Source organism: Pseudomonas sp. (assembly GCF_035277045.1).
Lineage (GTDB): Bacteria > Pseudomonadota > Gammaproteobacteria > Pseudomonadales > Pseudomonadaceae > Aquipseudomonas.
In genome coordinates, this window is sequence record NZ_DATELE010000212.1 from 1 (window position 1) to 14,589 (window position 14,589).

A 14,589-nucleotide genomic window follows, 5' to 3' on the forward strand; every position below is an offset into this window, starting at 1 on the left:
TCGGGGCCGGGCGACATCAGTGCAGCAGACCCATGTGGGAGCGGGCTTGCCCGCGAAGGGGCGCGGAGCGGCCCCGGGATTCACACCGACCTCAGCGCTTCTGGGTCAGGGCGCGGCGCTCGAATTCGACGATGCGCTGGCGGTAGTGTTCGATGGTCTGGGCGGTCATGACGCTGCGCTGGTCGTCCTTCAGTTCGCCGTTGAGCTCGTGGGCGAGCTTGCGGGCAGCGGCGACCATCACGTCGAACGCCTGCTTGGGATGACGCGGACCCGGCAGGCCGAGGAAGAAGCTCACCGCGCGGGTGCTGAAGTGGTCGATGTCGTCCAGGTCGAAGATGCCGGGCTTGACGGCATTGGCCATCGAGAACAGCACTTCGCCATTGCCGGCCAGGCTTTCGTGGCGGTGGAAGATGTCCATCTCGCCGAAGCGCAGGCCGCTTTCAAGAATGTTCTGCAGCAGGGCCGGCCCCTTGAAGCCACCCTCATCGCGGGAGATGACGCTGATCACCAGCACTTCCTCGACCGGCGGCAGCTCCTTGTTGACCTGGCCGGTCGCGGCGAAGCCGGTGCTGCGATGATCGTCCGGGTAATCGTCATCGGCGTCGGCGAACAGGTCGGCGTCACGCGAATCGGCCGACAGGCCCATCTCGCTCGGCTGCAGCTTGGCGCGTTTGGCAGGCTTGACCGGCTTGGCCGGTTTCACCTCACGCTCGCGCTCGCGTTCACGCGCTGGCGCACTCATCGAGGGGAGGTCGTGTTCATCCAGCTCGGGCTCTTTCTGGCCTTCCAGCACCCGGTGCGGGCCCAGCACTTCGGCGTTGCCTTCTTCATCCGGCAGGTTGGAAAAGCTGCGATCCAGGCGGAATTTCAATTTGCCCTTGCCGCCGCGCATGCGGCGCCAGCCGTCGAAAAGAATACCGGCGATGACAATGATGCCGATGAGGATCAGCCACTCGCGCAGACCGATTTCCATTTAATCCCGTGCCTCTGTAAAAAATGCTGAAAAATAAAGGGTTTAAACCCCTTTAACACGTGGCGCCAACTCTATGTTCTGACAGGCGTTTTTCCCACGAAAAATACAAGTTACATAAAGCTAGCACGACCTAGGTCAACTTTACACCGTCAGTCGCGCATGACAGGGCATTTGCTGCCTGTTCGTGCCCTGTTCCGGCCCATCAGGCGTCGACCATGGCCATCGCCTCCTCGACATCGACCGCCACCAGCCTCGAACATCCCGGCTCGTGCATCGTCACCCCCATCAGCTGATCGGCCATTTCCATGGCGATCTTGTTGTGCGTGATGTAGATGAACTGCACGGTCTCGCTCATTTCCTTGACCAGCCTGGCGTAGCGCCCGACGTTGGCGTCGTCCAGCGGTGCGTCGACCTCGTCGAGCATGCAGAACGGCGCCGGGTTGAGCTTGAAGATGGCAAATACCAAGGCCAGCGCGGTCAGTGCTTTTTCGCCGCCGGACAGCAGATGGATGGTGCTGTTCTTCTTGCCCGGTGGTCGCGCCATGATCGTCACCCCTGTATCGAGTAGATCTTCGCCCGTCAGTTCCAGATAAGCGCTGCCACCGCCGAAAACTTTTGGAAAAAGTGCCTGCAAACCTGCATTTATCTGATCAAAGGTATCCTTGAAGCGATTGCGGGTTTCCTTGTCGATCTTGCCGATGACGCTCTCCAGGGTGTCCAGCGCTTCGACCAGGTCGGCGTTCTGCGCGTCGAGGTAGCGTTTGCGCTCGGACTGTTGCTGGTACTCCTCGATGGCCGCGAGGTTGATCGCGCCGAGACGCTGGATGCGCGCCTCGACCTGCTCCAGCTCCTCGCGGGTGCCCTCCTCGCTTGCTTCTGAGTCTAGCGTGGCGAGCACGCCCTGGAGGTCGTAGCCGTCGGCCAGCAGCTGCTCCTGCAAGGTGGTGCGGCGCACCTCCAGGCCCTGGCTTTCGAGGCGGATCTGCTCCAGCTGGCCACGCAGCAGCTGCGCCTGCTGTTCAGCCTGGGTGCGGCGTTTTTCGGCGTCGCGCAGCGCGCGGTCGGCGTCGTCCATGTGCAGCCGGGCCTGGCGCATTTCCTCGTCGACGCTCATGCGCCGCTCGAGCATTTCCTCAAGGGTCAGGCGCAGTTCCTCGAGCGGGGCCTCGCCTTCTTCGAGGTTGAGGCTGAGCTGTTCCTGTTTCTCGGTAAGGCGCGCGGCCTGCAACTCCAGGCGCTCCAGCGCCTGGCGGGTGGAATCGTGCTGGGCGCGCAGCGAGCCCAGGCGCACCGCCAGCTGATGGGCGTGGTCCTTGTGCTGGCGGGCCTCCTGGCGGACGCGGTCGAGCTGCTCGCGCAGGGTGTCGCGGCGGGCCAGCAGCTGTTCGCGCTGATCGGTGTCCTGGGCCATCAACTCCAGTGAGTCTTGCAGCAACAGCCGGGCCTCGCCGAGTTGCTCATGCTCCAGGGCACGCTGCTCCTCCAGCTCCGCGAGCTCTTCGGCAAGACGTCGGCGGCGCAGTTCGAGCTGTTCGGCGCGGGCGCGGCCTGCGGACAGCTGGGCCTTGAGCTCGCCATGCTGGCGGCTTTCCTGCTGGTTGCGCCGGCGTAGCTGTTCACGCTGTTCTTCCAGGTCGCGCTGCTGCCCGCGCACGTCGCCCACCTGCTGCTGAAGCTGCTCGAGCAAGCCCTCTTGTTCGAGCCGCTGCTGGCCCAGGCGCTCGATTTCCTGGCCACGGGCGAGCACCCCGCCCTGGGAATCGCTGGCGCGGCTGACGCGCAAAAAGTGCCGGCCGACCCAGTAGCCATCGCGGCTGACCAGGCTCTGGCCTTCGCCCAGCCCGGCACGCTGGGCCAGGGCCTGCTCGAGGGTCTCGACCGGGAGAACCTGGCCCAGCCAGGACGACAGGTCGACCGTCGCCTGCACCTTGTCGAGCAGGCTGCCCTGAGTGCCTGCGCCCTCGCCCGCCGTCATCAGCAGGCGCAGGTCGCCTTGCTCGAGGGCGGCGAAATCCAGCGCGGCAAAATCGTCGACCAGCACCGCTTGCAGATCAGCCCCGAGCACGGTTTCCACCGCCAGCTCCCAACCCGGCTCGACACGCAGCCCCTGGGCCAGGCGCGGGCGTTGCGCCAGGCCCTGATCGCGCAGCCAGTCAGCGGTGCCGGCGCCCGGCTCAAGGGCCGCTTGCTGCAAGGCTTCCAGCGAAGCAAGGCGTCCACCCAGGCGCTGCAGTTCGCCCTGGGCCTGCTGCTCGGACTGGGTCGCCTGCTGCAGCTGCGCGCGCGCGGCCTCGACCTGCTCGATCACCTGTTGCTCGGCCACCTGCAATTCTTCGAGCAGCAGCTCGCTGCTGGCGACCTGCTCGGTAAGGTCCTGCAGGGCGGCGTCCTGGGGATCGGCGCCGAGCTGGTCGCGCTCCTCACCCAGCTTGCGCTGGCGATCGGCCAGGCGCTCCAGGCCGGTCTCGAGCTGCTGCAGGCGCGACTGCTGGACCTCGGCCTGGCGACGCGGCTCGGCGGAGCGGGTGTTGAAGCTGTCCCAGGTTTCCTGCCAGCCGTGCATGCCCAGCTCGGCCTCTTCCAGGGTGGCGGACGCCTCTTCGGCCGACGCCAGGGTAAGCTCCTGCTCGGGCTCGAGCATTTCGAGCTCTTCGGCCAGGGTGGCCAGCAGGGTGCGGTCGTGACCCAGGTGCGACTCGGTCTCCAGGCGCGTGCGCTCGGCTTCCTTGAAGTCGTCCTGCAACTGGCGCAGGCGCTGCTGGCCGTGCTGGATGCTCTGCTCGACGCGGGCGATGTCGCCGGCCACCGAATAGAAGCGGCCTTGCACCTGATTGAAGCGCTCTGACAGTTCATGGTGCCCGTCACGCAGGCGCTCGATGCTCGCGTCGGCGTTGCGCTGCTCGGCCACCAGGGCTTCCATGCTGACCTGCTGGTCGCCGATCACGCTTTCACGCTGGCGTACCTGGGTGTCGAGCGACTGCCAGCGCAGGGCCGACAGACGCGCCTTGAGCTGGCGCTCCTGGGCCTTGAATTCCTTGTACTTCTCGGCGGCCTGAGCCTGGCGGTGCAGGCGGTCGAGCTGACGCTCGAGTTCTTCACGCAGGTCGGTCAGGCGGGCCAGGTTCTCTTGCGTGCGGCGGATGCGGCTCTCGGTCTCGCGGCGGCGCTCCTTGTACTTGGAGATGCCCGCGGCTTCTTCGATGAAGTTGCGCAGCTCCTCGGGCTTGGCTTCGATCAGCTTGGAGATCATGCCCTGCTCGATGATCGAGTAGCTGCGCGGGCCCAGGCCGGTGCCGAGGAAGATGTCGGTGATGTCGCGTCGGCGGCACTTGGTGCCGTTGAGGTAATAGGTGTTCTGGGCGTCGCGGGTCACCTTGCGGCGGATGGAGATCTCGGCGTAGGCCGCGTACTCGCCCACCAGGGTGCTGTCGCTGTTGTCGAACACCAGCTCGATGCTGGCCTGGCTCACCGGCTTGCGACTGGTCGAGCCGTTGAAGATGACGTCGGTCATCGACTCGCCGCGCAGGTTCTTGGCCGAGCTTTCGCCCATCACCCAACGCACCGCGTCGATGATGTTGGACTTGCCGCAGCCATTGGGCCCGACCACGGCGGCCATGTTGCTGGGGAAGTTGACCGTGGTCGGGTCGACGAACGACTTGAACCCGGCCAGTCGGATGCATTTGAGGCGCATGGTCAGCCTGCCGCCAGCGCGGCCAGCACCAGCTCGCAGCTGCGCTGGCAGTAGGTGCCGAGCACCTCGCGGATGCGCGCCGGGTCACGCTTGACCACGGCGTCCAGCAATTGGGCGAACAGCTCGAGGTAGTCCTGCATGCTGGCCTGGCGCTGGTCGAGGGCCAGGTAGTAGGCGCGGCTCATGGCCGGCTGCAGGTTCTCGACGGTTTCTTGCAGGTACGGGTTGTGGGCGAACGGATAGGCCGCGCGCATGACCGCGAAACTCTCGGCGACAAAGGCCTTGATGTCCTGACGGGCGTGCGCCTCCTGCAGGCGCTGCTGGATCGCCAGGAACGGCTGCAGGTCGCTATCGGCTTGCCAGCGCTCGGCAACGGCATGGCCCAGCAGGGTGTACAGCTCGCTCATCAGGCCGCACAGGCTGCGCACATTGTGCTCGTCGAGCCGCGTCACGTGTGCGCCACGACGCGGCAGGATCGCCACCAGATGGCGCCGCTCAAGGATCAGCAAGGCTTCGCGCACCGAACCACGGCTGACATTCAGGGCCTGGGTGACCTTCTGCTCCTGGATGCGCTCACCGGGCACGAGCTCGCCACGGATGATCCGTTCGGCCAGGTAGTGGGCGATCTGCTCGGAGAGGCTGTCCGGCGCCTTGAACGTCATGGTTTTCCTTCGAAATCAGTGGACTGTGCTCGGGGGCGCGATTGTAGCGCACTTGCCTGCGGGTCGCGCAGAGGGCGCGGGCGCTTTAATCGACCACAGGGCGCAAAGGCCTCTGCCCGATCAGGCCCGATCTATGCTTGAAGTTAGGGCGCAGGGGCGATCAGGTTCCAGCTCGAGTAATTTCCTGACCTTTGAGTCAGAATATTATTGACCGCCAGGTCAGGGCTCGCTTAGATTTCGCTCCACAACAATAAATCAACGTGAGGCCATCCCCGTGATCCAGTTTCTTGTCAATCAGGAGCTGCGCAGTGAGCATGCCCTGGACCCGAACATGACGGTGTTGCAGTACCTGCGCGAACACCTGGGCAAACCCGGCACCAAGGAAGGCTGCGCCAGCGGGGACTGTGGCGCGTGCACGGTGGTGGTGGGTGAGCTGAGCCCGGATGAACAGGGACAGGAGGGCCTGCGCTACCGCAGCCTCAACGCCTGCCTGACCTTTGTCTCGTCCCTGCACGGCAAGCAACTGATCAGCGTCGAAGGCCTCAAACATCAGGGCCAGCTGCACAGCGTGCAGCAGGCCATGGCCGACTGCCACGGCTCGCAGTGCGGCTTTTGTACCCCAGGGTTCGTGATGTCCCTGTTCGCCCTGCAGAAAAACAGCGAAGGCCACGACCTGCACCGTGCCCAGGAAGCCCTGGCCGGCAACCTCTGCCGCTGCACCGGCTACCGGCCGATCCTCGCCGCCGCCGAGCAGAGCTGCCGCCAGCCCTGCAAGGATCAGTTCACCGAGCAGCAGGCGCAGACCATTGCCCGCCTCAAGGCCATAGCCCCTCAGGAAACCGGCGAGCTCAACAGCGGTGACAAGCGCTGCCTGGTGCCGCTGACCGTGGCCGACCTGGCCGACCTCTACAGCTCGCACCCCGAGGCTCGCCTGCTGGCCGGCGGCACCGACCTGGCGCTGGAAGTGACGCAGATGCACAAGGCGCTGCCGGTGATGATCTACGTCGGCCACGTGGCCGAGCTCAAGCGCGTCGACAGGGGCAGCACGCACATCGAGATCGGTGCGGCCACCTCGCTGACCGACTGCCATGCCGCGCTCAGCGCCGACTATCCGGACTTCGGCGAGCTGCTGCACCGCTTCGCCTCGCTGCAGATCCGCAACCAGGGCACCTTGGGCGGCAACATCGGCAACGCCTCGCCGATCGGTGACTCGCCACCGCTGCTGATCGCCCTCGACGCGCGGATTGTCCTGCGCCAGGGCGAGCGCCAGCGCACCCTGGCCCTGGAAGACTATTTCATCGACTACCGCATCACCGCGCGCCAGGACAGCGAGTTCATCGAGAAGATCATCGTGCCGCGCGCCAGCAGCGAGTGGGCCTTCCGTGCCTACAAGGTCTCCAAGCGCCTGGACGATGATATCTCCGCCGTCTGCGCGGCGTTCAACCTGCGCATCGAAGACGGCGTGGTCAGTGGCGCGCGGGTGGCCTTCGGCGGGATGGCGGCGATTCCCAAGCGCGCGCGCGCCTGCGAGGCGGCGCTGCTGGGCAAGCCGTGGAACCAGTCGACCCTGGAGCGCGCCTGCCAGGCCCTGGCCGAGGACTTCACGCCGCTGTCGGATTTTCGCGCCAGCAAGGAATACCGCCTGTTGACCGCGCAGAACCTGCTGCGCAAGTACTTCATCGAACTGCAGACGCCGCACATCGAGACCCGGGTGACCGCTTATGTCTAACCATCATGTAGCCAAGAGCCAGGCCGAGATGGCCGAGCTGTTCCGCCAGGACCTGACCACCAGCGTCGGCCGCAGCCTCAAGCACGACAGCGCCGACAAGCATGTCTCGGGCGAGGCCGTGTACATCGACGACCGGCTGGAGTTTCCCAACCAGTTGCACGTCTACGCGCGCCTGTCCGACCGGGCCCACGCCAAGGTCCTCAGCATTGACACCACGCCCTGCCATGCCTTCGAGGGCGTGCGCATCGCCATCACCCACGAAGACATCCCGGGCCTGAAGGACATTGGCCCGCTGCTGCCGGGCGACCCGCTACTGGCCATCGACACGGTCGAGTTCGTTGGCCAGCCAGTGCTCGCCGTCGCGGCCCGGGACCTGGAGACCGCGCGCAAGGCCGCCATGGCCGCCATCATCGAGTACGAAGACCTGGAGCCGGTGCTCGACGTCGTCGAGGCATTGCGCAAGAAACACTTCGTGCTCGACAGCCATACCCACCAGCGCGGCGACTCGGCCAGCGCCCTGGCCACGGCGCCGCACCGCTTGCAGGGCACGCTGCACATCGGCGGCCAGGAGCATTTCTACCTGGAAACCCAGATTTCCTCGGTGATGCCCACCGAGGACGGCGGGATGGTCGTCTACTGCTCGACCCAGAACCCCACCGAGGTGCAGAAACTGGTGGCCGAAGTACTCGACGTGCCGATGAACAGGATTGTCGTCGACATGCGCCGCATGGGTGGCGGCTTTGGTGGCAAGGAAACCCAGGCCGCGAGCCCTGCCTGCCTGTGCGCGGTGATCGCGCGGCTGACCGGCCAGCCCACCAAGATGCGCCTGCCGCGGGTCGAGGACATGCTCATGACGGGCAAGCGCCACCCCTTCTATATCGAGTATGACGTTGGCTTCGACGACAGCGGCCGTCTGCACGGGATCAACCTCGAGCTGGCCGGCAACTGCGGCTGCTCGCCCGACCTGTCGAACTCGATCGTCGACCGCGCCATGTTTCATGCCGACAACGCCTACTACCTGGGCGATGCCACGGTGAACGGCCACCGCTGCAAGACCAACACAGCGTCCAATACCGCCTACCGCGGCTTCGGCGGCCCGCAGGGGATGGTCGCCATCGAACAGGTGATGGACCACATCGCCCGCCACCTGGTGCTCGACCCGCTGGCGGTGCGCAAGGCCAATTACTATGGCAAGACCGAGCGCAACGTCACCCACTACCACCAGACCGTCGAGCACAACATGCTCGAGGAGATGACCGCCGAGCTCGAGGCCAGCGCCGACTACGCCCAGCGGCGCGAGTCGATCCGCCGCTTCAACGCCAACAGCCCGGTGCTCAAGAAGGGTCTGGCGCTGACCCCGGTGAAGTTCGGCATCTCGTTCACCGCCAGTTTTCTCAACCAGGCTGGCGCGCTGATCCACCTCTACACCGACGGCAGCATCCACCTGAACCACGGCGGCACCGAGATGGGCCAGGGCTTGAACACCAAGGTCGCGCAGGTGGTGGCCGAGGTGTTCCAGGTCGGTTTCGAGCGTATCCAGATCACCGCCACCAACACCGACAAGGTGCCCAACACCTCGCCCACGGCTGCGTCCAGCGGCGCCGACCTGAACGGCAAAGCCGCGCAGAACGCCGCCGAGATCCTCAAGCAGCGGCTGGTCGAGTTCGCCGCGCGGCACTACCAGGTCAGCGAGGAAGACGTCGAGTTCCGCAACGGCCATGTGCGCGTGCGCGAGCAGATCCTCAGTTTCGAGACACTGGTGCAACAGGCCTATTTCGCCCAGGTGTCGCTGTCGAGCACGGGCTTCTACCGCACGCCGAAGATCTACTACGACCGCAGCCAGGCTCGCGGCCGGCCGTTCTACTACTACGCCTTTGGCGCCGCCTGCGTCGAGGTGATCGTCGACACGCTGACGGGCGAGTACAAGACGCTGCGCACCGACATCCTGCATGACGTCGGCGCCTCGCTGAACCCCGCCATCGACATCGGCCAGGTCGAGGGTGGCTTCATCCAAGGCATGGGTTGGCTGACCACCGAAGAGCTGGTCTGGAATGCCAAGGGCAAGCTGATGACCAACGGCCCGGCGAGCTACAAGATTCCCGCCGTGGCCGACATGCCGCTGGATCTGCGGGTGAAGCTGGTCGAGAACCGCAAGAACCCCGAGGACACTGTGTTCCATTCCAAGGCCGTGGGCGAGCCGCCGTTCATGCTTGGCATTGCTGCCTGGTGCGCGATCAAGGATGCCGTGGCCAGCCTTGCCGGCTACCGCGTGCAGCCCCTGGTCGACACCCCGGCGACCCCGGAGCGGGTGTTGTGGGGGTGCGAGCAGATGCGCAAGGCGGTGGCCGCGCAACAGCCGGCCGAAGCCCCGGACAGGATCACCGTGACCTGAATCCGAGAGAGGATTTCATCATGCACCAATGGATCAATGCCCTCGCCGACCTGCAAGCCCGCGGCGAACCCTGCGTCCTGGTGACCATCATCGAGGAGCGCGGCTCGACCCCGCGCAACGCAGGCTCGAAGATGGTGGTCAGCGCCAGCCAGCTGTTCGACACCATCGGCGGCGGCCACCTGGAATTCAAGGCGCTGCACATCGCCCGGGACATGCTCGAGCAAAAACGCGATACGCCCCACCTGGAGCGTTTCACCCTGGGCGCAAGCCTGGGCCAGTGCTGCGGCGGCGTCACCGTGCTGCTGTTCGAACCCATGGGCGCGGTGCAGGCGCAGATCGCGGTGTTCGGCGCAGGCCATGTCGGCCGCGCTCTGGTACCCTTGCTCGCCGCGCTGCCCTGCCGGGTGCGCTGGATCGATTCGCGCGAGCAAGAATTCCCCGAGCTGATCCCGGCCGGGGTGAGCAAGGTGGTCAGTGAAGAGCCGGTCGATGAGGTGGACACGCTCCCCGTGGGCAGCTACTGCATCGTCATGACCCACAACCACCAGCTGGACCTGGAGCTCGCCGCGGCGATCCTCAAGCGCAACGATTTCACCTGGTTCGGCCTGATCGGCTCGCAGACCAAGCGCGCCAAGTTCGAGCATCGCCTGCGCGAGCGCGGGTACAGCGATGCCCAGCTGCAACGGATGCGTTGCCCGATGGGCCTGGCCGAGGTCAAGGGCAAGCTGCCCATCGAGATCGCCGTGTCGATCGCCGGCGAAATCATCGCCACCTACAACGCCCGCTTCGGCCAGCACGACGCTGCCGCCAATGCCGGCCCCATTGCCCAGTTGCTGCCGCCCTCGCGGCGCAGCCATGCCAGTTGACGAGAGCCCTATGAGCACCACCCGCAAAGCCTACCGAGCCGCCCTGCTGCACAGCGTCGCCGACCCTGCCGAGGTCGGTATCGAAGCCTCCTTCGAGTACTACGAGGATGGCCTGCTGGTCATTGACGATGGCCGTATCAGCGCCTTGGGCGAAGCCCGCGAGCTGCTGCCGACCCTGGACGCCGACATCGAAGTGGTGCACTACCACGACGCCCTGATCACCCCAGGATTCATCGACACGCACATCCACTTCCCGCAGACCGGCATGATCGGCGCCTACGGCGAACAATTGCTCGACTGGCTGAACACCTACACCTTCCCGTGCGAAAAGCAGTTCGCCGACAAGGGCCATGCCGACAAGGTCGCGAAGATTTTCATCGAGGAGCTGCTGCGCAACGGCACCACCACGGCCCTGGTGTTCGGCAGCGTGCACCCCGAGTCGGTCAACGCGCTGTTCGAGCAGGCCGAGCGCCTGGACCTGCGCATGATCGCCGGCAAGGTGATGATGGACCGCAACGCGCCGGACTATCTCACCGACACCGCCGAATCGGGCTACGCCGACAGCAAGGCGTTGATCGAGCGCTGGCACGGCAAGGGCCGCCTGCACTACGCCGTCACCCCGCGCTTCGCCCCGACCAGCACGCCCGAGCAACTGGCGATGGCCGGGCAGTTGCTCAAAGAGTACCCGGACCTGTACCTGCACACGCACCTGTCCGAAAACCTCAAGGAAATCGACTGGGTCAAGGCGCTGTTCCCCGAGCGCAAGGGCTATCTGGATGTGTACGACCACTTCGAGCTGCTTGGCGAGCGCTCGGTGTTCGCCCATGGCGTGCACCTGTGCGACGACGAATGCCAGCGCCTGGCCGACACCGGTTCAGCCGTGGCCTTCTGCCCGACCTCCAACCTGTTCCTCGGCAGCGGCCTGTTCAACCTGCCCCAGGCCGAGCGTTTCAAGGTCAATGTGGGCCTGGGTACCGACGTTGGCGCGGGCACCAGTTTTTCGTTGCTCAATACATTGAACGAGGCATACAAGGTGATGCAGCTGCAGGGTGCGCGCCTGCACCCGTTCAAGTCGCTGTACCTGGCCACCCTTGGCGGCGCCCGGGCATTGCGCCTGGACGACCGGATCGGCAGCTTGCGGCCCGGCAATGACGCGGACTTCGTGGTGCTCGACTACAAGGCCACGCCGCTGCTGGACTACCGCATCGAGCAATCCAGAAGCATCGAGGAAACGTTGTTCGTGCTGACCACCTTGGGTGATGACCGCACCGTGCGCGAAACCTACGCCGCCGGCCAGTGCGTGCACCGCCGGTAACCGGGCCCAGTCCCTGGCCGGCGCAGCCAGGGCATTTGTGGGAACTGTCTTTGTACCCTGCCGACATCGCACAACGCGGTAGTGATGCGCCCCGGCGAGGGCTTCGCCCTCGATCGCGGCACAAGGCGCGCTCCCACAAGGGACTGCTTCGCAGCCCCGGGCGCAGCAGTGCCGGCGCAGGCGAGTACCTGTGGGAACTGTCTTCTACCGAGGTATCTCACACCCCCGGCCCGGCAAAGCCGGGCCCTGTGGGAGCTGGCCTTGTGCCGCGATCGAGGGCAAAGCCCTCGCCGGGGCGCAGGATTAGAAGGTTGTGCGATGCCGGCAGGGAACAGAGACAGTAGCTCCCAATGCTCGGGTGTACCACGCAGAAGGGATTACCGCCCATCAACGAAACCGGTCACAAGACGCCTAGCTTTTACCCGACACCCGCTTCTTGCTCTGCAACAAATGCGAGAACACCGCGTGCAAATCGTCCGAGGCGCTTTCTTCGTCGAGGTTCAGCTTGCTGTCGATGTGATCCATGTGATGCATCATCAGGCTCACCGCCTGCTCGGCATCGCGCGCTTCGATGGCGTCGATCAGCTGCATGTGCTCGTCGTACGAGCAATGCGAGCGATTGCCGCTTTCATACTGGGCGATGATCAGCGAGGTCTGCGACACCAGGCTGCGCTGAAAACTCACCAGCGGCGCGTTGCCGGCCGCTTCGGCCAGCTTGAGGTGGAATTCGCCCGACAAGCGAATGCCGGCGCCACGGTCCCCACGCGAGAAACTGTCGCGCTCCTCGCGCACCATCTGGCGCAACTCGTTGAGCTGCTCGGTCGTGGCGTGCTGCACGGCAAGCTCGGTGATGGCGCGCTCGACCATGCGCCGCGAGAAGAATACCTGGCGGGCCTCTTCGACCGTGGGGCTGGCCACCACCGCGCCGCGGTTCGGACGCAGCAGCACCACGCTCTCATGGGCCAGGCGCGACAAGGCGCGGCGGATAATGGTGCGGCTGACGCCAAAGATCTCGCCCAGCGCTTCCTCGCTCAACTTGGTACCCGGCGCCAGGCGCTGTTCGAGAATCGCCTCGAAGATGTGCGCATAGACGATGTCGTCCTGGGTTCCGCTGCGGCCGGCCTTGCCATTGCGCGCAGGTTTTTTCAGAGGTTGCAGCTGTTCGTTCATGGGCACTCGAGCACGGGGATCGGCCAGTCGGGCCTTGACTGTAATACCAGTCAGAGGGGCGCTGGCAAGTCCTGGAAAGAAAATAAACGATAAAGGTATCGCCGCATTGTACACAGGCATAACCGTTTCTGCAGGTGGCGATTACCCATATAGCGACAGCGCGTCCGATTGTGCGCGCGAAAGATAAAACATTATTTGCATTCTTTGTACACAAAAGCATAATCCAGCGAGCAGCAACCTGACCTAGGAGTCAACAACCGGGCCAGCCGCCTGCCCCCTCGCGGAGTCCCCAAGTGCATTGCTCAGGACCAGACTCCGAACAACAAGAAGACTTGAGGAGTACTCGCTGTGGAAAGCCGCAAATCCGAAGCCCCCACGCTCGACCTCGCCCCACCGCTCGAAACGGGCTGGCTGGAACGCCTCTTCAAGCTCAAGCGCCATGGCACCACCGTCAGGACAGAGCTGATAGCCGGGATGACCACCTTCATCACCATGGCCTACATCATCTTCGTCAACCCCAACATCATGGCCGATGCCGGCATCGACCACGGTGCGGCGTTTGTCGCTACCTGCATCGCCGCGGCGCTTGGCTGCCTGCTGATGGGCCTCTACGCCAACTGGCCGGTGGGCCTGGCGCCGGGCATGGGCCTGAACGCCTTCTTTACCTACACCGTGGTCGGCACCATGGGCTACACCTGGGAGGCGGCGCTGGGCGCGGTATTCGTATCCGGGGTGCTGTTCATGATCCTGACCCTGTCGCGGGTGCGTGAATGGCTGCTCAACAGCATTCCTGTGAGCCTGCGGCACGCCATGGGCGCCGGCGTCGGACTGTTTCTCGGACTGATCGGCCTGAAGACCGCAGGCATCGTCGTCGACAGCCCCGCCACCTTGATCAAGCTCGGTTCGTTGCACGAGCCCGGCCCACTGCTGGCGGCGATCTGCTTCCTGATGATCGCCGTGCTCAGCTATCACCGCGTGTTCGGCGCCATTCTCATCAGCATCGTCGCCGTGACCGTGGCCGGGTGGGGCCTGGGCCTGGTCGAATACGGCGGGGTCTTCTCGCTGCCGCCGAGCCTCGCGCCGACCTGGATGGCCATGGACGTTGCGGGCGTGTTCAACGTCAGCATGATCAGCGTGGTGCTGGCGTTCCTGTTCGTGCACATGTTCGACACCGCCGGCACCTTGATGGGCGTGGCGCAGCGGGCCAACCTGGTCGCCGCCGACGGGCGTATCGAAAACCTCTCCCGCGCGCTCAAGGCCGACAGCGCCTCCAGCGTATTCGGCGCCGCCGTCGGCGTACCGCCGGTGACCAGCTATGTGGAAAGCGCCGCCGGTGTCGCCGCCGGTGGCCGCACCGGGCTGACCGCGGTAGTGGTCGGGCTGCTGTTCGTGGCCGCGATGTTCTTCGCCCCCCTGGCGGGGATGATTCCCGCCTACGCCACCGCTGGCGCGCTGATCTACGTGGCGATGCTGATGATGGGCAGCATGGCGCACATTCACTGGGACGATGCCACCGACAGCATCCCGGCGATCGTCACGGTGATCATGATGCCGCTGACGTTCTCGGTGGCGGACGGGATCGCTCTGGGCTTCATCACCTACGTGGTACTGAAAGCCGGCACCGGCCGCCACAAGGAGATTTCGGCAAGCCTGTGGGTCCTGTGCGCCATCTTCATCGCCAAGTTCGTGTTCCTTTAGGTATTGCCTTGCTGCCTGGTCGGGCCTCTTCGCTGGCAAGCCAGCTCCCACAGGTACAGCGCTGAACCTGAGACCGGCGCTGTGGCTGTGGGA

The 14,589-nt window shown here is 65.1% G+C and carries 9 protein-coding genes; 5 read left to right on the top strand and 4 right to left on the bottom strand.

Going from position 1 to position 14,589, the window contains the following annotated elements:
* Positions 1 to 91: 91 nt before the first annotated feature.
* The 3 genes from zipA to VJS90_RS12050 all read right to left on the bottom strand — a co-directional run bounded on the left by zipA (position 92) and on the right by VJS90_RS12050 (position 5,326).
* Positions 92 to 973 (bottom strand): cell division protein ZipA, encoded by an 882-nt coding sequence (zipA, locus tag VJS90_RS12040; protein WP_324121880.1) that lies wholly within the window; start codon positions 971 to 973, stop codon positions 92 to 94.
* A 202-nt stretch (positions 974 to 1,175) separates the two neighbouring features.
* Entirely contained in the window at positions 1,176 to 4,664 is a 3,489-nt protein-coding gene (gene smc / locus VJS90_RS12045) for a chromosome segregation protein SMC (RefSeq protein WP_324121881.1), read from the bottom strand.
* A gap of 2 nt (positions 4,665 to 4,666) precedes the next feature.
* Complete coding sequence (locus VJS90_RS12050; RefSeq protein WP_324121882.1) at positions 4,667 to 5,326, bottom strand: GntR family transcriptional regulator; 660 nt, start codon at positions 5,324 to 5,326, stop codon at positions 4,667 to 4,669.
* Between the two features lie 274 nt (positions 5,327 to 5,600).
* On the opposite strand from VJS90_RS12050, the gene xdhA reads away from it, so the two are divergent.
* The 4 genes from xdhA to guaD are packed head-to-tail and all read left to right on the top strand — an operon-like array spanning position 5,601 to position 11,628.
* The gene (gene xdhA / locus VJS90_RS12055) at positions 5,601 to 7,055 is read left to right on the top strand and encodes a xanthine dehydrogenase small subunit (RefSeq protein WP_324121883.1); all 1,455 of its coding nucleotides are present in this window, start codon (positions 5,601 to 5,603) and stop codon (positions 7,053 to 7,055) included.
* Complete coding sequence (gene xdhB / locus VJS90_RS12060; RefSeq protein ID WP_324121884.1) at positions 7,048 to 9,447, top strand: xanthine dehydrogenase molybdopterin binding subunit; 2,400 nt, start codon at positions 7,048 to 7,050, stop codon at positions 9,445 to 9,447. The genes xdhA and xdhB overlap by 8 nt, the downstream gene beginning before the upstream one ends.
* Positions 9,448 to 9,467: 20 nt before the next feature.
* A complete protein-coding gene (gene xdhC, locus VJS90_RS12065) occupies positions 9,468 to 10,313 on the top strand; it encodes a xanthine dehydrogenase accessory protein XdhC (protein WP_324121885.1) in 846 nt (281 codons plus the stop codon).
* A 10-nt stretch (positions 10,314 to 10,323) separates the two neighbouring features.
* Complete coding sequence (gene guaD / locus VJS90_RS12070; RefSeq protein WP_324121886.1) at positions 10,324 to 11,628, top strand: guanine deaminase; 1,305 nt, start codon at positions 10,324 to 10,326, stop codon at positions 11,626 to 11,628.
* Between the two features lie 411 nt (positions 11,629 to 12,039).
* Here the strand turns inward: guaD and VJS90_RS12075 are convergent, their stop codons facing one another.
* Complete coding sequence (locus tag VJS90_RS12075; protein WP_324121887.1) at positions 12,040 to 12,798, bottom strand: GntR family transcriptional regulator; 759 nt, start codon at positions 12,796 to 12,798, stop codon at positions 12,040 to 12,042.
* A 348-nt stretch (positions 12,799 to 13,146) separates the two neighbouring features.
* Here VJS90_RS12075 and VJS90_RS12080 point away from each other — a divergent pair, with 348 nt between their 5' ends.
* Complete coding sequence (locus VJS90_RS12080; RefSeq protein ID WP_324121888.1) at positions 13,147 to 14,496, top strand: NCS2 family permease; 1,350 nt, start codon at positions 13,147 to 13,149, stop codon at positions 14,494 to 14,496.
* Positions 14,497 to 14,589 lie beyond the last annotated feature (93 nt).